Raw genomic sequence first — 21797 nt, forward strand, 5'->3', positions numbered from 1 at the left:
CTTTACAACCACTTTGCCAGGCGCGCCAGCACGGTCTCGCGGCCGAACACCACCACCACCTGGTCGATGGCCGGGGTCTGCAGCTGGCCCGTCAGAATCAGGCGCAGCGGCATGGCCAGCAGCGGCATCTTGATGGTGTTTGCCGCCAGCACTTCCTTGATCATGGCCGCAACCGCCTCCTTGCTCCACTCCACGGTGGCGATGCGCTCGGCAAATTGCGCCAGCACTGGCTTGATGGCGTCGGTGATGTGCTGCGCAACCAATGCGGACTCAGGCTGCGGCGCACGGAAGAACAGCATGGACGCGGCGGCCAGTTCATTGATGGTATTGGCGCGCTCCTTCATCATGCCCAGCACCAGCGCCAGCTCCGGCGCGCCCTCGAACACGGCGCCGGCGGCGATCATCTGCTCGCGCGCCAGACCGGCCAGGCGTTCGTTATCGGCCTGCTTGATATAGTGGTTGTTGAGCCAGTTCAGTTTTTCCACATTGAACTGCGCGGCCGAATTGGACAGATGGCTGCCGTCAAACCACGACGTCATCTGCTCCATCGAGAACACCTCTTCGTCACCGTGGCTCCAGCCCAGGCGCGCCAGGTAATTCAGCATGGCTTCCGGCAGATAGCCCTGTGCCGGATAGTCCATCACATTGACGGCGTCTTTGCGCTTGGACATCTTGGCGCCGTCCGAACCCAGTATCATCGGCAGGTGGCCGTACTGGGGCAGCGGTGCACCAATGGCACGCAGGATATTGATCTGGCGCGGGGTATTGTTGACATGGTCGTCGCCGCGCAGCACGTGGCTGATCTGCATGTCCAGGTCATCGATGGCCACGCAGAAGTTGTAGGTTGGCGTGCCGTCCGGACGGGCGATCACCAGGTCGTCAAGTTCGCGGTTGGAGATGGTGATCGAACCCTTGACGAAGTCGTTCCAGGTCACGTCGCCATCGAGCGGATTCTTGAAGCGCAGCACCGGCTTGCGTCCTTCCGGTATGGCCGGCAGGGTCTTTCCCTCTTCCGGGCGCCAGGTGCCGTCGTAGCGCGGCTTCTGGCCGGCTGCGGTGGCGCGCTCGCGCATTTCCTGCACTTCTTCCGGCGACGAGTAGCACTGGTAGGCGGTGCCCGCTTCAAGCATCTGCGCCAGCACTTCGCGGTAGCGGTCCATGCGCTGCATCTGGTAGAACGGGCCTTCGTCGTGGTCCAGGCCCAGCCACTTCATGCCGTCGATAATCGCCTGCACCGCTTCCGGCGTGGAGCGCTCCAGGTCCGTGTCTTCGATACGCAACACGAAGGTGCCGCCGAAGTGACGGGCAAACGCCCAGCTATACAGGGCGGTACGGGCGCCCCCCAGGTGGAGGTAGCCGGTCGGGCTGGGAGCAAAACGGGTGCGGACGGGAGTAGCTGGTGCAGTGGTCATTGAAGTCATCTGGCGTATAGGAATAAAACGCCATTTTACACCGGGAGGGGGTCGGCCCTACAGCCGCTGCAAGCGCTGCCTGACGATATCGGCCTGCGCCTTCAGGGCCTGCTCGAACGGCGCCACCAGTTGCGACAGCGGCCGGTGCAGCGGCCTGACCAGGCTGACGGTAAACGGCAGCGCCACCGCAAAGCGCCGTATCTGCAGGCCCTGGCCGGCAAAGTCGAGCGCCGTCAACGGGTTGACGATGGCCACGCCCATGCCTTCGCGCACCATGGCGCAGACCGAGGCGGCGCTATGGGTGTCGAGCGCCAGGCGCCGCTCCACGCCAGCCTGGCGGAATATCTCGTCGATCTGCTGGCGGTACGGATCCACTTGCGCCAGGCTGATAAAGGGCTGGCCGGCAAAGTCCTGCGGCGCGAGCACGGCTTGCGCCGCCAACGGATGGCCGTCCGGCAGCACGCACACTTCATCGACCGACATCAGGCTGTGCAACGCCGTGCCCGGCGGCGCATTGCCCACTTCCGTAATGCCGATATCGTGACGCTGCGCCGACAGCCATTCTTCGAGCAGCGGCGACTCCTGCGGCGTAATGCTGATGCTGACATTGGGATAGTCAAGCACGAAGCGCTTGCAGGCCTGCGGCAGCAGCGACTGCGAAAACACCGGCAGGCAGGCGATCGACAGCTGCCCCTGGTCGAACTGGCGCAGCGCGGTAGCGGTGCTGACGATGCGCTCCAGACCAAAATAGGCGCGCTGCACTTCCTCGAACAGCTGCAGCGCATGGGCAGTCGGGCGCAGGCGCCCCCGCTCGCGCTCGAACAGCACCAGCCCGGTCAGGTATTCCAGGCGCGCCAGCTCGCGACTCACCGTCGGCTGCGAGGTATGCAGCATGGCGGCGGCGGCCGTGACGCTGCCGCTGGTCATAATGGCGCGGAACACCTCGATATGGCGCAGGGTAATAGACATAGCCATATCATAAATGAATAAGGTAGGCCCAAACAGATATTTTATATACGGTCCGCAAGGCTCCATCATGCTGATATCCAACCTACTGAAAGAGTACTGATGAAACCCGTATCCGACCAGACCCTGGCCCAACTGGCCGCCCAGCACGGCACCCCGCTGTGGGTGTATGACGCCGCCACTATCCGCGCGCGCATAGCCCAGCTGGCGCAGTTCGATACGGTGCGCTTTGCACAGAAAGCCAATTCAAATATTCACCTGCTGAAATTGATGCGCGAAGCCGGCGTGCATGTGGACGCGGTCTCGCTCGGTGAAATCGAACGCGCGCTGCAGGCCGGTTTTACCCCGGCGCAGACCAACGGCGCCGCCGGCTTGGTGTTTACCTGCGACCTGTTCGACCGCGCCACGCTGGCGCGCGTGGTAGAAGCGAAGATCGAAACGAACTGCGGCTCGATCGACATGCTGCGCCAGCTGGGCCCTGTCTCGCCCGGCCACCGCGTCTGGCTGCGCATCAATCCGGGCTTTGGCCATGGCCACAGCAACAAGACCAATACCGGCGGCGAAAACAGCAAGCATGGTATCTGGCACGAGCAACTGCCGGCAGCGCTGGCGGTAATCCGCGAGCACGGCCTGCACCTGGTCGGCCTGCATATGCATATCGGCTCGGGCGTCGATTACAGCCACCTGGAAACGGTGTGCGGCACCATGGTCGAGCTGGTGAAAAACATGGACCACGATATCGAAGCATTCTCCACTGGCGGCGGCCTGTCGGTACCCTACCGCGACGGCGAGCAGCCGGTCGACACCAGCCATTATTTCGAACTGTGGGACAAGGCGCGCAAGCAGATCGAAGCGCATCTTGGTCACGCCGTGCATATGGAAATCGAACCGGGCCGCTTCCTGGTGGCCGACGCCGGCCTGCTGGTGGCCGAAGTGCGCGCCACCAAGCAGATGGGCGGCAACCACTTCACGCTGCTCGATACCGGCTTCAATGAGCTGATGCGCCCGGCCATGTATGGCAGCTACCATGCCATGTCGGTGATTGCGCACGATGGCCGTCCACTCGACGTGGAGCGCGCTACCGTGGTCGGCGGCCCGCTGTGCGAGTCCGGTGACGTGTTTACCCAGCGCGATGGCGGCGTGGTGGAAACGCGCCTGCTGGCGGCCGCGCAGGTGGGCGACTATGTGGTGTTTGAAGGCGCCGGTGCGTACGGCGCGTCGATGTCGTCGAACTACAATAGCCGCCCGCACGCGGCCGAATACCTGGTCGATGGCGATGCGTCGCAATTGATCCGCCGCCGCCAGACGGTGGCCGAACTAATTGCGCTGGAATCGGTCTGAGCATTTCTTAACGGACACAGCTGTGGCGGGCGCTTCTGCTAACATCGGCGCATCCTGATGAAAGAGCGCCATGCCACGCACGCCCCTGCCTACTGTATCTTTGCGCCTGACCGTGGCAGTTGCCGTGTCGATGGCGCTGCTTGCCGGCTGCGCCGAACTGCCTTCGCTCGATACCCGCAACCATAGCATCCTCATTACCGACACCGCCGACACCCAGCTGGGGCAGGCAATCGCCCCCATGGCCGCGCTGCATCCCGGCCGCTCCGGCATCCATGCACTGTCGGACGGGCGCGATGCGTTTGCTGCGCGCGCCCTGCTGGCCGCCGCTGCCCAGCGCACGCTCGACGTGCAGTACTATATCTGGCACAAGGACATTACCGGCACGCTGCTGTTCGACGCGCTGCGCCAGGCTGCCGCGCGCGGCGTGCGCGTGCGCCTGCTGCTCGACGATAACAATACCTCGGGACTGGATCAGGTCTTGCTCCAGCTGGGCCGGCAGCCCAACCTGGAAGTACGGCTGTTCAACCCGTTCACCCTGCGCACGCCGCGCGTGCTGGGCTACCTGACCGACTTTTCGCGCCTGAACCGGCGCATGCATAACAAGTCCTTTACGGCCGATAACCAGGCCACCATCGTCGGCGGGCGCAATGTCGGCGACGAGTATTTCGGCGCGGCCGGCGACGTGCTGTTTGCCGATCTCGACGTGCTGGCCATCGGCCCGGTGGTCAGCGAAGTGTCACAGGATTTCGACCGCTACTGGAACAGCGCCTCGGCCTATCCGGCTGCGCTGCTGCTCAAGCCTGACGATGCCGACAGCAGCACGCTGGCAGGCGACGCGAAACAGCTCGACCAGCAGCAGGCCGCGCAAGCGTATCTGCAGGCGATGCGCAGCTCGCCGTTTTTCCAGCAACTGATCGCGCGCCAGTTGCCGTTCGAGTGGGCCACCACGCGCATGGTCAGCGACGATCCGGCCAAGGTGCTGGGCAAGGCGCACGCGGGCACCGGCGTGGCGGCCGGCCTGAAAAACCTGCTGGGCGTGCCGGCACAGGAACTCGATCTGGTGTCGCCCTACTTCGTGCCCGGCAAGGACGGCACGCAGGCCTTCAGCGAACTGGCGCAGCAAGGGGTCAAGGTACGCATCCTGACCAACGCGCTGGAAGCGACCGACGTGGCGGCCGTCCATGCCGGCTACGCCAAATGGCGCAAGCCGTTATTGCAGGCTGGCGTAACGCTGTATGAGTCGCGCCGCACCTGGGAAGAAGGCGACGCACGCGAGCAGACGGGCCGCTTCGGCAGCTCGGCCTCGAGCCTGCATGCGAAAACCTTCGGCGTGGACGACCAGCGCATCTTTGTCGGTTCGTTCAATTTCGATCCGCGCTCGATCGACCTCAATACCGAAATGGGCCTGGTGATCGACAGCCCGCAACTGGCCGGCAAACTGGGCCAGGCCATGCGCAGCACCATCCCCCAGCGCGCCTACCAGGTGCTGCTCGACCCCGACGGCGCGCTGTACTGGATCGCACGCGACGCCAATGGCAAGGTCACGCGCTATGACACCGAACCGGGCACCAGCGTATGGAAGCGCATGGGTGTGGCGATTTTGTCGGTGTTGCCGATTGATTGGTTGTTGTAGGTCGGGTAGGTCGGATTAGGCCCCGAAGGAACCGTAATCCGACAACACCCGCGACGCCAACAATGTTGTCGGATTACGGCCCGGAGGGCCTAATCCGACCTACGGCCCTTTGACCAACGAACGTTATTTCACCACCTCCATCAACACCCTCCCCTCCGACGCCGACGGCTGGCGCACCCGCAGCAGATGCGCCAGGGTCGGTGCGATATCGACCACTTCGGCATACTGGCCATAGCTGCCCGGCTTGATCCAGCGTGGGCCGTACACCATCAGCGGCACGTTGGTGTCATAGGTGTAGGGCGTGCCGTGCGAAGTGCCGCCCACGCCCTTGCCGAAGTACCAGGCCGGCTTGGTCACCACCATCAGGTCGCCCGACAGCTGGCGGTTCCAGGCGCGGCGCATCAAGAGGTCCATGCGGGTGGCCACCGCGCCCGCTTCCATCTGGGTACGCGTGTAGACCTGCGCCAGGCCGTCCTGCTGCAGCAGGAAGCGCGCAGCGGCGTCTTCCAGGTCGGCGCGCTTGACGCCCTGTTTGGCGGCCAGTTCGTAGTCGAGGTAGATATTGGGCAGCGACTGCGTCATCACCAGCTTGTCGGCGCCAAAAGTGGCGGCCAGGTGCTGGTTGAGTTTTTTGACCAGCTCGGCGCCGTCGATGCGTTTGGCGGCAATGCCGCGCGCTTCCGAAAACTCGGGCACGTTGGCAAAGCCATGGTCGGCCGTCAGCACCACCAGCACATTGTCCATGCCGACCTTCTTATCGAGGTCCAGGAAGAAGCCGGCCAGCATGCGGTCCAGGCGCTGCAGATGGTCGTGCGACATTTTGCTTTCCGGGCCGTAGGCGTGGTTCACGTAATCGTGCGCCGACAGGCTCACGCCGAGTATATCGGGCACGCCGCCGGCATTGCGACCCAGCTGCTCGCCGTCGATGGCGGCCTGCGCAAAGTCCAGCGTCAGCTGGTCGAGGAAGGGGCCGGACTTCAGGCGGCTGTAGTAATCGCCATCGAGGTTGCCGCTGTCGCTGTAATACGAGAACGGGAAGGTATTGCGCAGGCCCGGTTTGGCCGGCACCAGGTCGTCGCGCGCATCATGGGCGTAGGCGGCGTCGGCCAGCAGCGGCGTCCAGCTCTTGCCGTAGTAGCGATCCTGCGGCTTGCCGGCCTGGTAGCGCTGCACCCACTGCGGATGCTGCTGCATATAGTAGGTGCTGCTGGCAAAGTTGCCGGTTTTTTCCATATACATGTAGGCGGTGCCGGTCTTGCCCGCCAACAGAATGGCGCCGCGATCCTTGCCCGACACGGTCACGACCTTGGCCTGGTTACCGGTGCTGTAGCGCAGCTCGTCGCCCAGCGTGCTCACGCGCAGTTTGGCCGGCGAGGTGCCATCGTCCGGTTTGGTTTCTTCACCGATGTAATGAAAGTTGCCGTCTTCGGTGCAGTACACCGACTGCTTCGTGACAGGGTCGATCCAGTTATTGCCGATCACGCCATGCTGATAAGGATAGGCGCCGGTCAGTACCGCCGAGTGGCCGATGGCAGTCACGGTAATGCCATGCGCCTGATGCGCATCGCTGAACCACGCGCCCTGCTCGAGCAGGCGGCGAAAGCCTCCCTGGCCGAACTGGTCGCGATAACGCGTGACCTGCTCCTGCGGCAGGCCGTCGACCACCAGCACCACCACCAGCTTGGGCTGGGCCGTCCTGGGGGCCACGGAGGCAGCATGCGCCGGCAAGGCCGCCAGCGCCAGCGCGAGAGAACAGAGAAGTGTACGGCAAGAAGCGTCAGGAAAAGTCATGTCTGTCATGGTAAGTAGTTGATCGGTATGCCGCTGGCAGGCAGCATACCGGACGCAGATGACAGAAGCATGACAAAAGCATGACAACGCCGGCAGATCAGAAGTCGAACACCACCCTGGCAATGGCCGTGCGCGGGTCGCCCAGCGGCAGCACATTGGCGTTCAATACGCCTGCGTAGTACTGTTTGTCGAACAGGTTTTTCACGTTCAGGCTGACCCGGTAGCCGCGCCCCTGGTAGGCCAGGCTGGCGTCCGCCACGGTATAGCTGCCAACCGTATAGTTGACCGTCGGCGCCGTCTTTGGTGCTTCGTAGCGCGCGCCCAGCCCCGCCGTCCAGCCATCCATCACGCCGCCACGGAAGCGGTAGTTGGCCCACACATTGGCGCTCTGGCGCGGCGTATTGAGCAGGCGGCGCCCGACCGTGCCGCCATTGTCTTCGGTCACGCGCGCGTCGAGCAGCGTCAATGCACTTTGCACGCTCCAGCCATTGCGCAGGTCGGCGCTGATTTCTGCCTCGATACCGCGCGTGCGCTGTTCGCCCGTCTGTACCTGGGCGCTCGACAGGACGGCGATATGCGCCGGGTCGGGGTCGGCGGTGGTGACATTCTGGCGCGTCAGGTCATAGACCGCCACGGCGCCGTTGATGCGCCCGCCGGCAAACTGGAACTTGCTGCCGATTTCTGCCTGGCGGCCCTCTTCCGGCTTGAACTGCACGCCGAAAAAGTCGCTGCCGCTGACCGGCAAAAAGGAGGTGGCATAGCTGACGTAAGGGATGATGTTCGGCGTCAGTACATACGACAGCGCCGCATTGCCGGTGGTCGACGACGTATCATGGCGCTGCGTGATGCCGCTCAAGCCATTGTTCTCGCGGTTGCGCGCGCGGTCGTGGCGCACGGCCAGGTTCAGGCGCCACTGCTCGTTCAGCTTGATCTGGTCGCGCAGATACAGGCCCGTCGACGAGACCTTGGTGGTGGTCAGGCGGGTCACCGGCGGGCACACCACATTGGTGTTGTAGACCGGGTTAAAGACATTCAATGGCACGATGCGGCAGGCCTGGTTGGCGTTGCGCACCTGGTCGCTATTGAGGTCCAGGCCCAGCATCACATCATGCGCCATGCCGGCCAGTTCATAGGTGCGCGCAGCGTTGGTGTCGAGGCCGCGGTTATTGCCGTCGACATCCTGGATCTGCGCGGCGCGATTGAGCAGCACGTCGCCGGCCTGCATCGGGTTCAGGGTCACGAAGCGGCCATCCATGGCCATATCCTGCCAGCGGAAGTTCTGCGCCACGCGCCAGCCGTTGTCGAAACGATGGACCAGGCTGTAACCGATCTGCCCCTGGCGCGAATGATAGGGGCCGAAGCCCGGCTCGCCGTAATAGCGATCGCGCGGCAGGCTGCCGTTCCTGTTGGGCAGCAGATTGCCCTTGAGCGGCACGCCCTGGTTGCGCAGATATTCGCGCGTGGTGTAGGAAGTAAGGATGGTGAAATCGGTGTTGGCGCCGAAGTCCAGCGACAGCGATGGCGCGATATATTTGTTCTTGAAGTAAACCTGGTCGGTCTGATCGTCCGAGTACGACCACAGGCCATTGACGCGAAATGCAGCCTTGCCGCTGTCGCTGATAGGCCGTCCCAGGTCGAATGTCGCCTGCTTGTAGCCGTAATTGCCTATCGCAAAGCCGGCCTGGTTGAAGCTTTCCGCGCGCGGGCGCTTGCTGACCATATTGACCATGCCGCCCGGCTGCACCAGGCCGAAGTTGATCGAAGCCGGCCCCTTGAGTATCTCGATCGATTCGACGCCGAACACTTCCTGCGCCACGTAATTGGACTGGTTCAGCTTCAGGCCATCGACATAGATCGACTCGGAGGCGCGCTGGCCGCGAATGGAAAAGTCGTCCCAGCCACGCTTGCCCCAGCTGCCCGACGAGACGCCGGCCGAACTCTGGATCGCTTCATTGAGCGTGGTGACCTGGCGCGTATCGAGCAAGTCGCGCGTCAGCACCGAAATTGACTGCGCCGTCTCGAACAGCGAGAGATCGGACTTGGTGGTGCTGGCGCTGGCGCGGGTGGCGCCAAAGCCGGAGTTTTCCTCGCGGCTGCTGGCGACATGCACGGTTTGGATCGTGGTGGCGTCGGCCTCGATAGCGGCAGCTTCATCGGCAAAGGCGGGGCTGCATAACAGGGTAGAGGAAAGAGTCAGGCACAGCAGACGGGCGGCGGCAGGAACGGGACGGAGAGACAACAACATGGGATCCTTAATTGCGAATGATTCTTATTATTATATGTAAATCCGTGCAAAGATGTTACTGCTTAACTGTGGAAACTGATCTTTTTTTGTTTTTTACGTGTTATTGCTTATGCGGTGGGCGTAAAAAAACCCCAGTGCGGAAACTGGGGTTTGCTGAGGGGGAGATATCGAGATGTTGTCGGGTTACGCTGCGCTAACCCGACCTACCCGACCTACCGACCTGATCAGTCGTTCTTGACGACGATGGTCGGGAACTTGCTGGTCATATCCTTGGCCTTTTCCGCCACCTTGATGGCGATGGTGCGGGCGATCTGCTTGTAGATCACGGCAACCGGGCCATCGGGTTCAGCCACCACGGTCGGCGAGCCGGAATCGGTCTGCTGGCGGATCGCCATGGTCAGCGGCAAGGCGCCCAGGAATTCGACGCCGAAGTCGGCACACATTTTCGCACCGCCGCCGGCGCCGAAAATTTCTTCGGCGTGGCCGCAGTTCGAACAAATATGGGTGCTCATGTTTTCCACCACGCCCAGGATCGGAATACCGACCTTTTCAAACATTTTCAGGCCCTTGCGCGCGTCGAGCAGCGCGATGTCCTGCGGGGTGGTGACGATCACGGCACCGGTCACCGGCACTTTTTGCGACAGCGTCAGTTGGATGTCGCCGGTGCCTGGCGGCATGTCGACGATCAGGTAGTCGAGGTCGCGCCAGTTGGTCTGGTCAAGCAATTGCTGCAGCGCCTGGGTGACCATCGGGCCGCGCCAGACCATCGGCTCGTCCGGATCGATCATGAAGCCAATCGACGACACCTGCAGGCCGTGGTTTTCCATCGGCTCCATGCTCTTGCCGTCCAGCGTTTTCGGCTGGCCGCTAATGCCCAGCATCATCGGCTGCGACGGGCCGTAGATATCGGCGTCGAGCATGCCGACGGTGGCGCCTTCGGCGGCCAATGCCAGCGCCAGATTGACGGCGGTGGTCGATTTGCCCACGCCGCCCTTGCCGGAAGCGACAGCAATAATGTTCTTCACATTGCTCATCGGTTTCAGGCCGCGCTGCACCGTGTGCGAGATGATCTTCGACGACACACCCACGCTAACATTGCCCACGCCAGGCAAGGCGCGCAGGGCCGTCAGCACGGCTTTACGGATCAGGTCGATCTGGCTTTTGGCGGGATAGCCAAGCTCGATATCGAGCGAGATATCATTGCCGTCCACCTTGAGGTTTTTGACAGTCTTGCTCGATACAAAATCTTTCTGGGTATTGGGGTCGATGACTTGCGACAGTGCCGCTTTGACGTCTTCTACAGTGATGCTCATGACATTCTCCATGTGTAATGCCCGAAGTCTAGCGCATATTTGCCGGCCGCGATGCGGCTGCAGGCAAGCCTTATGCGCCGGCCATCTGCTCTTATGTCGTTTCCGCTGGTAAAATGGCTGTTTCTCTAACCAAAAGTGCATCAATCATGACTCGCAAGCTGTTCGTCACCACTGCCCTGCCTTACGCAAACGCCGCTTTTCACATTGGCCACATCATGGAATATATCCAGGCCGATATCTGGGTCCGGTACCAGCGAATGCAACGCGATGGCGACGCTGCGCGTGAAGTGCACTTTGTGGGCGCCGACGATACGCACGGCACGCCGATCATGATTGCCGCCGAAAAAGAAGGCATCACGCCGCAGCAGTTCGTGGCCAATATCGCCGCCGGCCGCGCACAATATCTCGATGGCTTTCATATCGCTTTTGATAACTGGTACTCGACCGATTCGCCGGAAAACGTCGACCTGTCGCAATCGATCTACCGCAAGCTGCGCGATACCGGGCTGATCGTCACCAAGACCGTTGACCGTTTCTACGACCCGGTCAAGGGCATGTTCCTGGCCGACCGCAATATCAAGGGAGAATGCCCTAAATGCGGCGCCAAGAACCAGTATGGCGACAACTGCGAAGTATGCGGTGCGGCCTACCAGCCAACCGACCTGGTCAATCCGTTCTCGGTCTTTACCAACGCCACGCCGGTGATGAAGCCGTCCGAACAGTATTTCTTCAAGCTGTCGGACCCGCGCTGCTTCGAGTTTCTGAAAGCCTGGCTCAACACGCCTGGCCGTTTGCAGCCGGAAATGGTCAACAAGGTCAGCGAATGGCTGGGTGAAGCCGGTGAAAAGCTGGCCGACTGGGATATCTCGCGCGATGCGCCCTACTTCGGCATCCCGATTCCCGACGCACCGGGCAAGTTCTTCTATGTATGGATGGACGCGCCGGTCGGCTATCTGGCCAGCTTGAAAAACTACTGCGACAAGCACGGCATCGACTTTGACGCTTTCCTCAACGATCCGTCGACCGAACAGATCCACTTTATCGGCAAAGATATTGTGTCGTTCCACCTGCTGTTCTGGCCTGCGATGCTCAAATTTGCCGGCCACCCGGTGATCGACAAGCTGAAAGTCAACGTACACGGCTTCCTGACGGTCAATAACGAAAAAATGTCGAAGTCGCGCGGCACCGGCATCTCGCCGCTGCGCTACCTGGACCTGGGCATGAACCCGGAATGGCTGCGCTATTACATCGCCTTCAAGCTCAATTCCAAGGTGGAAGACCTGGACTTCAACGGCGACGACTTCGTGGCCCGCGTCAACAGCGATTTGATCGGCAAATACGTTAATATCGCCAGCCGCTGCGCCGGCTTTATCGCCAAGCGCTTCGATGGCAAGCTGGCCGACAGCCTGTCGGAACACTCGCAGTCGTGGATTGCGCGCGCGCTGACGCACGAACACAATGGCGTGGTCATCGAGCGCCAGGACAGCATCGCCCAGCACTTCGAGAACCGCGAGTTCGGCAAGGCGCTGCGCGAAATCATGGAAATTGCCGACATTACCAACCAGTATGTCGATGAAAACAAGCCTTGGATACTGGCTAAGGACGCCGAAAAAACCGCCGAGCTGCATGACGTCTGCACCACGGCGCTGATCCTGTTCCGTCAGCTGACCATCCTGCTCTCGCCAGTGCTGCCGGGCGTGGCCGCCAATGTGGCGACCTTCCTTAACGACGAAGCCTACACCTGGGCCGACACGCAGGTGTTTGGCGACGCCGTCTCGCAGCGCATGCTGGGCCGCACCATCGGCGCTTACAGCCACCTGATGACGCGCATGGATGCCAAGATGATCGAAGCGCTGTTCGATGCGCCGCAAGCTGCCGTGGCAGCCCCGGCAGCAGAGGCAGCCAACGACGCCAAGCCGGCAGCGCCGGCCCTGACAGCCAGCACGCCGGCTTCAGCCATCGAGGAACTGGCGCCGGAAATCAAGATCGACGACTTTTTGAAAGTCGACCTGCGGATTGCAAAAATCGTCAACTGCGAACTGGTCGATGGCTCCGACAAGCTGCTGCGCCTGACGCTGGACGCCGGCGAAGGCCGCCTGCGCAATGTGTTCTCGGGCATCCGCTCGGCTTACAAGCCGGAAGAGCTGGTCGGCAAGCTGACCGTGCTGGTGGCCAATCTGGCGCCGCGCAAGATGAAGTTTGGCGTCTCCGAAGGCATGGTGATGGCAGCCTCGGCTGCGGACGAGAAAGCCAACCCGGGCATCTACATTCTCAACCCATGGCCAGGCGCGGAACCTGGCATGCGCATCCGTTAAGGAGCGATGATGCAGATCGTGGTGCGCGAAGCGGTGCTGGACGATTGCACCCTGATCGCCGACATGACCCGCGCCGCCTGGGCTGGCAAGGTAGCGGCCAGCTCCAGCGGCCACCGCGAAACGGCCGAGCAGGTGGCGCAGCAGCTGCGCCACGGCGGCGCCTTCGTGCTGCTGATCGACGAGGCGCCAGCCGGTTCGCTGCGCTGGACCCCGCTCGACAGCGATCCTGCCGTGTGGGAAATCTCGCGCATGGGCGTGCTGCCGGCCTGGCGCGGCCAGCACTGTTCGCAGCATCTGCTCGAAGCGGTGATCCACCACGCACTGGCCTGCCAGGCCGAAGAGTTGCGCCTGGCCGTGCGCGCCGACCAAGGCAAGCTGATCGATTTTTACGCCGCTTTCGGCTTTGAACTGGCCGAAGAGCTCGATTATTCGCACGCCAATCCGGCGGAACCGGCACCATCGGTGATGCGGCGTTTGCTGCGCTACTGACGGCATCCACAGATTTATTGCTTATTTCCCACAATTTCCCGGTCGACAGGCAGAGAAAGTAACGCCTTGCCCTGTCGGCGCGGTAAAATGTGGCCTGCTGACCTTACTGAAAAGCCACTATGAAAATGCCTGCAAAACACATGAACTATGTTTCGGACCATACTCAGTTCATCAACGAACTGAAGGCCAAGAATCCTGCCATCGAAGAAGGCCAGCGCGCCGGCCGCGCCCTGCTGTGGGACAAGCCGCCAGTGAGCCTCGATGAGCAGCAGCGCCAGATGGCCTCGGCCATCAAGCAACAGGCTTACGTCTACCAGAACAAGAACTGATTGCCCGGACCGGTACGATGTTGCCTGAAGAGCCGGCGCTCGCCGCAGGCGAGGCCGTAGTCGGATCTGCAGGCGGGACCGAACCCGCCGCAGCAGGCAACACGGCTACCGTTGAGGCCGCACCAAAGGCCGATCCGCTAGAGCAGTCGATAGCGCGCCTGTACGGCGAGCCGCTGCTGCGCATGCCGACGGATCTGTATATTCCACCGGATGCGCTGGAAATCTTCCTGGAAGCGTTTGAAGGTCCGCTCGACTTGCTGCTCTATCTGATCCGCAAGCAGAACTTCAATATTCTCGATATTCCGATGGCGCAGGTGACCCTGCAATACCTGAAGTATGTCGACCAGATCCGCGTCAGCAATCTGGAACTGGCGGCCGAATACCTGCTGATGGCGGCCATGCTGATCGAGATCAAGTCGCGCATGCTGCTGCCTTCGCGCAAGAGCGATGTCGAGGAAGATGGCGGCGACCCGCGCGCCGAACTGGTGCGCCGCCTGCTCGAATACGAGCAGATCAAGCTGGCTGCCTACGACCTCAACACCATCCCGCAGTTCGAGCGCGACTTCGTGCGCACCCAGATCTTTATCGAGCAAAGCCTGACGCCAACTTGGCCCGAGGTCGATGCCGTCGACCTGCAGCAGGCCTGGCTCGACCTGCTCAAGCGCGCCAAGCTGACCCAGCATCACCGCATCAGCCGCCAGGAGCTGTCGGTGCGCGAACACATGACCAGCATCCTGCGCCATTTGCAAAGCGCGCGCTTTGTCGAGTTTGGCGACCTGTTCGACCTGGCCGGCGGCGTGCCGGTACTGGTGGTCAACTTTGTCGCGCTGCTGGAGCTGGCCAAGGAAACGCTGATTGAAATTACCCAGGCCGAACCATTTGCCCCCATCTACGTCCGGCTGGCCTATTCGCCGGCCTGACACCCTCTCCCTTTGTCACTGACCACCGTACAACGGGGTTTTAGCGAAAGCAATCCATGAAAATTATTTCCGACATCGAAGAATTGCGCGACCAACTCAGCGGACAGCTGCGCACGGCCTTTGTGCCCACCATGGGCAATCTGCATGAAGGCCATCTGTCGCTGATGCGCCTGGCGCGCAAGCATGGCGACCCGGTAGTCGCTTCGATCTTTGTCAACCGCCTGCAGTTCGGCCCCAACGAAGACTTCGACAAATACCCGCGCACCTTCCAGGCCGACGTGGAAAAGCTGGAAAAGGAAGGCGTCTATGTACTGTTTGCGCCCACTGAAAAAGATCTGTACCCGGAGCCGCAGGAATACCGCGTGCGCCCGCCTGACGGCCTGGGTAATACGCTGGAAGGCGAGTTTCGTCCCGGCTTCTTCGAGGGCGTCTGCACGGTGGTGACCAAGCTGTTTTCCTGCGTGCAGCCGCGCGCGGCCGTGTTCGGCAAGAAGGACTACCAGCAGCTGATGATCATCCGTAACATGGCGCGCCAGCTGGCCATGCCGACCGATATTATCGCCGCCGAAACCTGGCGCGCCGACGACGGCCTGGCGCTGTCGTCGCGCAATATGTACCTGTCGCCAGCCGAACGCGCCGAAGCCCCCGAGCTGTACAAAGGCCTGAACTTTGTCGCTGAAGAAGTACGCAAGGGCAACCTGGCCGTGCCGGAGCTGGAACAGGCCGCCATGGCCGCCCTGAGCGGTCGCGGCTGGACGCCCGACTATATCTCGGTACGCAAGCGCATCAATCTGCAAGCGCCCGATAGCGCCGAACTGGTTGCCGGCGAGCCGCTGGTGGTGCTCGCTGCAGCAAAGCTGGGCCAGACGCGGTTGATCGATAATCTGGAAATCTGACAGGGCGCGGTGTTGTCGGATTACGGCCACCGATTTCCGGCGTCAAACCCGTCCCATTGCTATTGCCCATTGCATAGGACGGTAGGTCGGATTAGGCCCTTCGGGCCGTAATCCGACAACACTGTTGACGCTTGAGGGCGTTGCCACGGCCGCGGGTATTGTCGGATTACGCGCGCAGCGCTAATCCGACCTACGCCGGGCTCATCTCCCCTCATTGTTATGCCCCATTGCACAGTGATACCAGCGCCGCCGTCTTTATCGCCCCGCCGATAAAGACGACAATAAGCCCTTATCCACACGCAAACGGGAGTATCCATGAAACCAGGCAAGACAGCGATTATCACCGGCGCCTCGCGCGGTATCGGTGCAGCCATTGCGCGCCGGCTGGCGCGCGACGGCATGCAGGTCGTCATCAATTACGCCAGCAGCGCACAGCAGGCCGAAGAGCTGGTGGCGGCCATCAAGGCTGATGGGGGCGCGGCCATCGCCGTCAAGGCCGATGTGGCCAGGTCCGCCGAAGTCAAGGCCCTGTTCGATGCCGCCGAAACAGCCTTTGGCAGCGTCGACGTGCTGGTCAATAACGCCGGCATCCTGCCGTCCTCGCTGCCGACGCTGGCACAAACCGATGACGCCACCTTCGACAGCCTGTTCGCCATCAACGTCAAGGGCAGCTTCAACGCCATGCGCGAGGCCGCTGCACGTTTGCACCAGGGCGGCGCGGTGATCAACTTTTCCACCAGCGTGATCGGCCTGGCCTTGCCCGGCTACGCGATTTATGCGGCCACCAAGAGCGCGGTGGAAACCATGACCAATATCTTTGCCAAGGAACTGCGCGGCAAGAACATTACCGTCAATGCCATCGCACCGGGCCCGACCGCCACCAGCCTGTTTTTGGATGGCAAAACCGAGGAAACCATCGCGCGCCTGGCCAATATGGCGCCGCTCGAACGGCTGGGTACGCCCGACGACATTGCCGCAGCGGTATCCTTCCTGGCCGGCCCGGACGCGCGCTGGATCAATGGCCAGACGCTGCGCGCCAATGGCGGCTTGGTCTAGGCAAGCAAGCTCATCAGTAATATAAAAGCAAAAACGCCGCCAGTGCAAACCGGCGGCGTTTTTTCTGGTCAAGCCTGACGAATTACGCGCCGGCTTTTTCCAGTTTTTCAAAAATCTTGTTCAGCTTTTCATCAAGCGTGGCGGCCGTGAACGGCTTGACCACGTAACCACTGGCGCCAGCTTGCGCGGCAGCGATAATGTTTTCCTTTTTCGCTTCCGCGGTCACCATCAGCACCGGCAGCTTCGCCAGCGCAGGGTCGGCGCGGATATGCTGTAGCATGGTCAGGCCGTCCATATTGGGCATGTTCCAGTCCGACACCACGAAATCAAACGATTCCGCGCGCAGCTTAGCCAGGCCCATCACACCGTCTTCTGCCTCGTCGACGTTGGCGTAACCCAGTTCCTTCAACAGATTCCTGACAATGCGACGCATCGTCGAAAAATCGTCAACGACTAAAAATTTCATCTTTGGATCAGCCATGAATAACTCCGTTGTTTCTGTAGCGGTTTGTTAATAATATCGACATGAATGCCGACATTATGGTCGACACTACGGCAGCAAGTCGTAGGATAGCATTTTCGTTGCTTTTAGGCGAACAAAGTTGCCCCATATCATAGTAAAACGTGGCTTACACGCGCAATGCGCGCATGCCATGCGCTGCCAGGTAACCCAGCACCATGCCAGGCAGCGCCGTCAACGCGCCAACCTCGTGCGTGGCACCCACCGCAATCGCTTCGCGCGGCATGCCAAACACCACGCAACTGGCTTCATCCTGTGCGAAATTATACGCTCCTGCGTTCTTCATCTCCAGCATGCCTTGTGCGCCGTCCTTGCCCATGCCGGTCAGGATCACCCCGACCGCGTTTTTACCGGCAAACTGCGCCGCAGAACGGAACAGCACATCGACCGACGGACGGTGGCGATTGACCGGCTCACCCTGGTCGATCTTGGTCATATAGTTGGCGCCACTACGGGTCAGGGTCAGGTGCGAGTGGCCAGGAGCGATATAGGCGTGGCCCGGCAGCACGCGTTCGCCGCCGGCTGCTTCCTGCACCGAGATCTTGCACAGCGAATCGAGGCGCTTGGCAAACGAGCGCGTAAAGCCTTCCGGCATATGCTGGGTGATCAGGATACCGGGGCAGTCGGACGGCATCTGCATCAGGAATTCGCGGATCGCTTCGGTGCCGCCGGTCGAGGCGCCGATGATAATCAGTTTTTCCGACGACAGCAGCGGATTGCGCAGGATCGGCAGCGGCGCCGTGCCTGGCGCGGCCGGCGCGCCGTGCGGGGCGATGGTACGGGCGCGGATGCGGGCCTTGGAGGCGGCGCGGATCTTGTCAGAAATCATGTCGGTATATTCGCGCATGCCGCTCTGGATTGAAATCTTCGGCTTGGTCACAAAATCGACCGCGCCCAGTTCCAGCGCGCGCATGGTGATTTCCGAGCCGCGCTCGGTCAGGGACGACACCATCAGCACCGGCATCGGGCGCAGGCGCATCAGCTTTTCCAGGAAATCGAGGCCGTCCATGCGCGGCATCTCGACGTCGAGCGTCAGCACGTCGGGATTGGTTTGCTTGATCAGGTCGCGCGCCACCAGCGGATCGGGCGCCACGCCGACGACTTCCATGTCGGGCTGGCTATTGACGATTTCAGACATCACACTGCGTATCAGCGCCGAATCATCGACGATCAGTACTTTAATTTTCATGCATTCCCCTTGCGGACAAACAGCCCGCCTAACTATCCTGATTAAAACAGTTCGACGGCGCCGCCGACCGGCGCCACTTTCAGACGGCTCGCGTAATCGAGTTCGCGGCGGACCAGCGTATCGTTATGCGACTGCATCAGTTTTTTGACCAGTACCTTGCCGCTGCGCGGGAAAAAGTACACTTTGCGCGGATAGATGTCATTGAGGTCTTCGGCCACCACGCGCATGCGCTCGGCCTTCAGGTAATTGATCACAAAGGCGGCATTGCGCTCGCCCACGTTAATGGCCGTAAAGCCGCGCAGCACGGCGCCGCCGCCAAACACTTTCGCTTCCAGGTTTTCACGGCGCGCGCCGGCCTTGAGCAGATCATTGATCAGAATTTCCATGGCGTAGGTGCCATAGCGCATCGAGGCCGAAATCGGACTGCTGGCGTCGCTGCCGCCGTCGGGCAGCATGAAATGGTTCATGCCGCCCAGGCCCGTTACGCGGTCGCGGATGCAGGCCGACACGCAAGAGCCCAGTACGGTGACGATCAGCATGTCCTTGTTGGTGAAGTAATACTCCCCGGGCAGGATCTTGGCGGCGTCACAATTGAACGTCCGGTCGTAATAGACGTTGGTGGCGAATTGCTCTCTGGGTTCCAGGCTCATAATTGACTCTTAGATACGATGCGACGGTGCTTTGGACGCGCTGGCGCGAGGCTGGTCGAGCTCGTAGACGGTCTTGCCGCGCAACTTCAACGATTCCGACACGTACAGGAAATTCTCCGAATGGCCGGCAAACAGCAGCGCATCGGGCTTCATCAGCGGCACGAAGCGCGACAGGATCTTGCGCTGGGTGGCCTTGTCGAAGTAAATCATCACATTGCGGCAGAAGATCACATCGAACTGGCCAGTCAGCGGCCAGCTGTCGGCCAGCAGGTTGAGCGGCTTGAAGGTGATCATCTGGCGCAGTTCAGGGCGCACCCGTACCTGGCCTTCGCGGTCGCCCTTGCCCTTGAGGAAAAACCGGCGCGCGCGCTCGGGCGGCATTTTATCGAGCCGGTCGAGGCCATACACGCCGTTGGCGGCCGTGGCCAGCACATTGGTGTCGATATCGGTGGCAATAATGGTCACCGGCGGCGTCAGGGTATTGAACGCTTCGCACACCGTCATGGCGATCGAATACGGCTCCTCACCGGTCGAGCTGGCAGAGCACCAGATGGTGATCGGGCCGCTGAGTTTTTTCACATGGTCGGCCAGCAGCGGAAAGTGGTGCGCTTCACGGAAGAACGAGGTCAGGTTGGTGGTCAGCGCATTGGTAAACGCCTCCCACTCATCGGCCATATGGCCCGCCTCCAGTTCATCGAGATAGCGCACGAACGACGAGATGCCGGTGGCGCGCAGGCGCCGTGCCAGGCGGCTGTAGACCATTTCCTGCTTGCTGTCGGCCAGCGCAATGCCGGCACGCTTGTAAATCATGGCGCGGACCCGCTCAAAATCCTTGCCGGTAAAGTCAAATTCCTTGACTGAATCCGTTTTTGTTTGCGGCATTTGTTATTACCTTTCTATCACTACGCTGAACAATGCCTTTGCAATTCATCTGGCGGGGCCTGGCGCCGTCAGAACTCTTCCCAATCGTCGCCACCGGCCGCCGCCAGCTTTTTCTCTGCTGCCGGCAGCGCCGCCTTCGGCGCTGGCCTCGGGGCCGCAACGGCGACCCTGGCAACAACCGCTACCGGCGGCGCCGCTGGCAGTGGCGCCCTTTGCACCATGGCGCCATCGCCGGCCAGCTTGAAGGCGCTGACCGCCTCGGCCAGGCGCAGCGACTGCTCCTGCATGCTTTCGGCCGCTGCCGCAGCCTGTTCCACCAGCGCCGCATTTTGCTGCGTCATCTCGTCCATCTGCGAGATGGCCTGGTTGACCTCCTCGATGCCATGGCTCTGCTCCTGCGTGGCGGCCGTGATCTCGCCCATGATATCGGCCACCTGGCGGATCGACGTCACCACCAGCTCCATCGTCTGGCCTGCCTCGTCGACCAGGCGGCTGCCGGTATCGACCTTCTCGACCGAATCGCCGATCAGGCCCTTGATCTCCCTGGCCGCCGCTGCGCTGCGCTGGGCCAGGTTGCGCACTTCGGTGGCCACCACCGCAAAGCCGCGGCCCTGCTCGCCGGCGCGCGCCGCTTCCACGGCCGCGTTCAGCGCCAGGATATTGGTCTGGAACGCAATGCCGTCAATCACCGCTATGATATCAACGATCTTGCGCGAGCTGTCCTTGATTGCGCCCATGGTGTCAACCACCTGCGACACCACGCTGCCGCCCTGCTGCGCCACCGACGACGCCGACACCGCCAGCTGGTTGGCCTGGCGCGCATTGTCGGCGTTCTGCTTGACCGTCGACGTCAGCTCTTCCATCGACGAGGCCGTCTCTTCGAGCGAGCTGGCCTGCGTTTCCGTACGCGCCGACAGGTCCGCATTGCCGCTGGCAATCTCGCCCGAGGCCACGGTAATGGCCTGCGTGCCCTGGCGCACGGCGCTCACCGTGCGCACCAGGCTGTCGTTCATGTCGCGCAGCGCCTGCTGCAGCGCGCTCGTTTCGTCACGCCCCTGTACAGCCACATGCGCCGTCAGTTCGCCAGCGGCCACCTGCTGCGCCACCGCCACCGCACCCGACAACGGCACCGTGATCGAGCGCGTGATGAACACCGCGCACCAGGCGCCAAGCAGCACGGCGACGCCGCCCAGCACCAGCAGCACCAGCATCAGCTGCTTGTCGCCTTCGAGCGAGCTGGCCATGAAACTTTGCTGCGCCTGCTGTTGCAACTGCAGCAGCTGGTTGATATCGGCCAGCATCTTCTGGTTCAGCGGGTCGATGCGCTTGGCGATAATCTTGGCGCCGCCTTCGCTGTTAAAGGCCAGCACCTGGCTCATCGCCTCCTTGAAGGCGCCGTCGACCTCGCGATCAAGCGCGGCAATATTGGCCAGCAGTGTCTTTTCACTGGTAGACAGGCCCAGCGTGGCCAGCTTGTCGCGCGCGCCCTCGTAGAGCTTGCGCGACTTGCCTACCTTGCCTTCTTCGGCCTGCATCAGGCCCACGTCGCTTTGCAGACCGATATTGCGCATGGAAATACCAGTTTCCAGCATTGCGCTCTTCATTGCCGCCGCCTGCGTGTTCTTCTCGCTGGCCAGTTCCAGCCCCGTCAGCAGCTGCGCTTTGTTACGATAATTGAGCGTGTTGGCCGCGACCACCACGATCATCAAAATGGCCAGGATGCTGCCGAAACCAATGCCTAACCGCGTACCAATCTTAAAATTGCGCAATGCCATTGCAGTCTCCCCGTTTTATTGGTTTTGGCCTGGTCTCTGTGGACCTTGTGGCCTGTGCAGGTCGGATTACGCGGG

Annotated in this window: 18 protein-coding genes; 8 read left to right on the plus strand and 10 right to left on the minus strand. The window is 61.7% G+C overall.

The features are described from left to right. Positions 1–2: 2 nt before the first annotated feature. Both gltX and GCM43_RS11625 read right to left on the minus strand, forming a co-directional pair. Positions 3–1412 carry a glutamate--tRNA ligase gene (gene gltX / locus GCM43_RS11620; protein WP_152244364.1) on the minus strand — a complete coding sequence of 470 codons (1410 nt, stop codon included), beginning with the start codon at positions 1410–1412 and terminating at the stop codon, positions 3–5. Between the two features lie 57 nt (positions 1413–1469). Further along, positions 1470–2381, minus strand: a complete 912-nt coding sequence (locus GCM43_RS11625) for a LysR family transcriptional regulator (protein WP_152244366.1) — start codon at positions 2379–2381, stop codon at positions 1470–1472. A gap of 96 nt (positions 2382–2477) precedes the next feature. Between GCM43_RS11625 and lysA the strand changes: the two genes are divergently transcribed. After that, entirely contained in the window at positions 2478–3719 is a 1242-nt protein-coding gene (gene lysA / locus GCM43_RS11630) for a diaminopimelate decarboxylase (protein WP_413770953.1), read from the plus strand. Positions 3720–3789: 70 nt separating this feature from the next. Further along, positions 3790–5352 carry a phospholipase D family protein gene (locus tag GCM43_RS11635; RefSeq protein ID WP_152244370.1) on the plus strand — a complete coding sequence of 521 codons (1563 nt, stop codon included), beginning with the start codon at positions 3790–3792 and terminating at the stop codon, positions 5350–5352. A gap of 123 nt (positions 5353–5475) precedes the next feature. Here GCM43_RS11635 and GCM43_RS11640 read toward each other — a convergent pair whose 3' ends face one another. The 3 genes from GCM43_RS11640 to apbC form a co-directional block, all read right to left on the minus strand. Continuing rightward, positions 5476–7143, minus strand: coding sequence for an alkaline phosphatase family protein (locus GCM43_RS11640; RefSeq protein ID WP_152244372.1), 1668 nt, complete (start codon positions 7141–7143; stop codon positions 5476–5478). A gap of 97 nt (positions 7144–7240) precedes the next feature. Then, positions 7241–9388 carry a TonB-dependent siderophore receptor gene (locus GCM43_RS11645; protein WP_152244374.1) on the minus strand — a complete coding sequence of 716 codons (2148 nt, stop codon included), beginning with the start codon at positions 9386–9388 and terminating at the stop codon, positions 7241–7243. 224 nt (positions 9389–9612) lie between these two features. After that, a complete protein-coding gene (gene apbC, locus GCM43_RS11650) occupies positions 9613–10701 on the minus strand; it encodes an iron-sulfur cluster carrier protein ApbC (RefSeq protein ID WP_152244376.1) in 1089 nt (362 codons plus the stop codon). A 146-nt stretch (positions 10702–10847) separates the two neighbouring features. On the opposite strand from apbC, the gene metG reads away from it, so the two are divergent. From metG to GCM43_RS11680, 6 genes are all read left to right on the plus strand, one after another. Continuing rightward, the gene (metG, locus tag GCM43_RS11655; RefSeq protein WP_152244378.1) at positions 10848–13016 is read left to right on the plus strand and encodes a methionine--tRNA ligase; all 2169 of its coding nucleotides are present in this window, start codon (positions 10848–10850) and stop codon (positions 13014–13016) included. Between the two features lie 9 nt (positions 13017–13025). Continuing rightward, positions 13026–13505 carry a GNAT family N-acetyltransferase gene (locus tag GCM43_RS11660; RefSeq protein WP_152244703.1) on the plus strand — a complete coding sequence of 160 codons (480 nt, stop codon included), beginning with the start codon at positions 13026–13028 and terminating at the stop codon, positions 13503–13505. Between the two features lie 119 nt (positions 13506–13624). Continuing rightward, complete coding sequence (locus GCM43_RS11665; protein ID WP_152244380.1) at positions 13625–13834, plus strand: DUF3460 family protein; 210 nt, start codon at positions 13625–13627, stop codon at positions 13832–13834. Between the two features lie 17 nt (positions 13835–13851). Continuing rightward, the gene (locus GCM43_RS11670) at positions 13852–14754 is read left to right on the plus strand and encodes a segregation and condensation protein A (RefSeq protein ID WP_152244382.1); all 903 of its coding nucleotides are present in this window, start codon (positions 13852–13854) and stop codon (positions 14752–14754) included. Positions 14755–14810: 56 nt separating this feature from the next. Then, complete coding sequence (gene panC, locus GCM43_RS11675) at positions 14811–15650, plus strand: pantoate--beta-alanine ligase (RefSeq protein ID WP_152244384.1); 840 nt, start codon at positions 14811–14813, stop codon at positions 15648–15650. Between the two features lie 315 nt (positions 15651–15965). After that, positions 15966–16706 carry an SDR family oxidoreductase gene (locus GCM43_RS11680; protein WP_152244386.1) on the plus strand — a complete coding sequence of 247 codons (741 nt, stop codon included), beginning with the start codon at positions 15966–15968 and terminating at the stop codon, positions 16704–16706. A gap of 82 nt (positions 16707–16788) precedes the next feature. Here GCM43_RS11680 and cheY read toward each other — a convergent pair whose 3' ends face one another. The 5 genes from cheY to GCM43_RS11705 all read right to left on the minus strand — a co-directional run bounded on the left by cheY (position 16789) and on the right by GCM43_RS11705 (position 21722). Next, on the minus strand, positions 16789–17187 hold the full coding sequence (gene cheY, locus GCM43_RS11685) for a chemotaxis response regulator CheY (RefSeq protein WP_026132837.1): 399 nt from the start codon (positions 17185–17187) through the stop codon (positions 16789–16791). A 148-nt stretch (positions 17188–17335) separates the two neighbouring features. After that, positions 17336–18415: a protein-glutamate methylesterase/protein-glutamine glutaminase gene (locus tag GCM43_RS11690; protein WP_152244388.1), complete on the minus strand. Its 1080-nt coding sequence runs from the start codon at positions 18413–18415 to the stop codon at positions 17336–17338. 41 nt (positions 18416–18456) lie between these two features. Then, complete coding sequence (gene cheD, locus GCM43_RS11695; protein ID WP_152244390.1) at positions 18457–19065, minus strand: chemoreceptor glutamine deamidase CheD; 609 nt, start codon at positions 19063–19065, stop codon at positions 18457–18459. Positions 19066–19074: 9 nt separating this feature from the next. Continuing rightward, a complete protein-coding gene (locus GCM43_RS11700; protein ID WP_152244392.1) occupies positions 19075–19947 on the minus strand; it encodes a CheR family methyltransferase in 873 nt (290 codons plus the stop codon). Positions 19948–20015: 68 nt separating this feature from the next. Continuing rightward, a complete protein-coding gene (locus GCM43_RS11705) occupies positions 20016–21722 on the minus strand; it encodes a methyl-accepting chemotaxis protein (protein WP_152244394.1) in 1707 nt (568 codons plus the stop codon). Between the last annotated feature and the right edge of the window lie 75 nt (positions 21723–21797).

Origin of the sequence: Janthinobacterium aquaticum (genome assembly GCF_009208565.1) — a bacterium.
Lineage (GTDB): Bacteria > Pseudomonadota > Gammaproteobacteria > Burkholderiales > Burkholderiaceae_D > Janthinobacterium.

Bases quoted from the DNA above. Each gene is read 5' to 3' on its own strand.
- cheD (WP_152244390.1), bottom strand. From the start codon at position 19,065: ATGAGCCTGGAACCCAGAGAGCAATTCGCCACCAACGTCTATTACGAC.
- GCM43_RS11690 (WP_152244388.1), bottom strand. From the start codon at position 18,415: ATGAAAATTAAAGTACTGATCGTCGATGATTCGGCGCTGATACGCAGT.
- GCM43_RS11700 (WP_152244392.1), bottom strand. From the start codon at position 19,947: ATGCCGCAAACAAAAACGGATTCAGTCAAGGAATTTGACTTTACCGGC.
- apbC (WP_152244376.1), bottom strand. From the start codon at position 10,701: ATGAGCATCACTGTAGAAGACGTCAAAGCGGCACTGTCGCAAGTCATC.
- cheY (WP_026132837.1), bottom strand. From the start codon at position 17,187: ATGGCTGATCCAAAGATGAAATTTTTAGTCGTTGACGATTTTTCGACG.
- GCM43_RS11680 (WP_152244386.1), top strand. From the start codon at position 15,966: ATGAAACCAGGCAAGACAGCGATTATCACCGGCGCCTCGCGCGGTATC.
- GCM43_RS11635 (WP_152244370.1), top strand. From the start codon at position 3,790: ATGCCACGCACGCCCCTGCCTACTGTATCTTTGCGCCTGACCGTGGCA.
- GCM43_RS11660 (WP_152244703.1), top strand. From the start codon at position 13,026: ATGCAGATCGTGGTGCGCGAAGCGGTGCTGGACGATTGCACCCTGATC.
- GCM43_RS11645 (WP_152244374.1), bottom strand. From the start codon at position 9,388: ATGTTGTTGTCTCTCCGTCCCGTTCCTGCCGCCGCCCGTCTGCTGTGC.
- GCM43_RS11705 (WP_152244394.1), bottom strand. From the start codon at position 21,722: ATGGCATTGCGCAATTTTAAGATTGGTACGCGGTTAGGCATTGGTTTC.
- GCM43_RS11670 (WP_152244382.1), top strand. From the start codon at position 13,852: ATGTTGCCTGAAGAGCCGGCGCTCGCCGCAGGCGAGGCCGTAGTCGGA.
- GCM43_RS11640 (WP_152244372.1), bottom strand. From the start codon at position 7,143: ATGACTTTTCCTGACGCTTCTTGCCGTACACTTCTCTGTTCTCTCGCG.
- panC (WP_152244384.1), top strand. From the start codon at position 14,811: ATGAAAATTATTTCCGACATCGAAGAATTGCGCGACCAACTCAGCGGA.
- GCM43_RS11665 (WP_152244380.1), top strand. From the start codon at position 13,625: ATGAAAATGCCTGCAAAACACATGAACTATGTTTCGGACCATACTCAG.
- metG (WP_152244378.1), top strand. From the start codon at position 10,848: ATGACTCGCAAGCTGTTCGTCACCACTGCCCTGCCTTACGCAAACGCC.
- GCM43_RS11625 (WP_152244366.1), bottom strand. From the start codon at position 2,381: ATGTCTATTACCCTGCGCCATATCGAGGTGTTCCGCGCCATTATGACC.
- gltX (WP_152244364.1), bottom strand. From the start codon at position 1,412: ATGACCACTGCACCAGCTACTCCCGTCCGCACCCGTTTTGCTCCCAGC.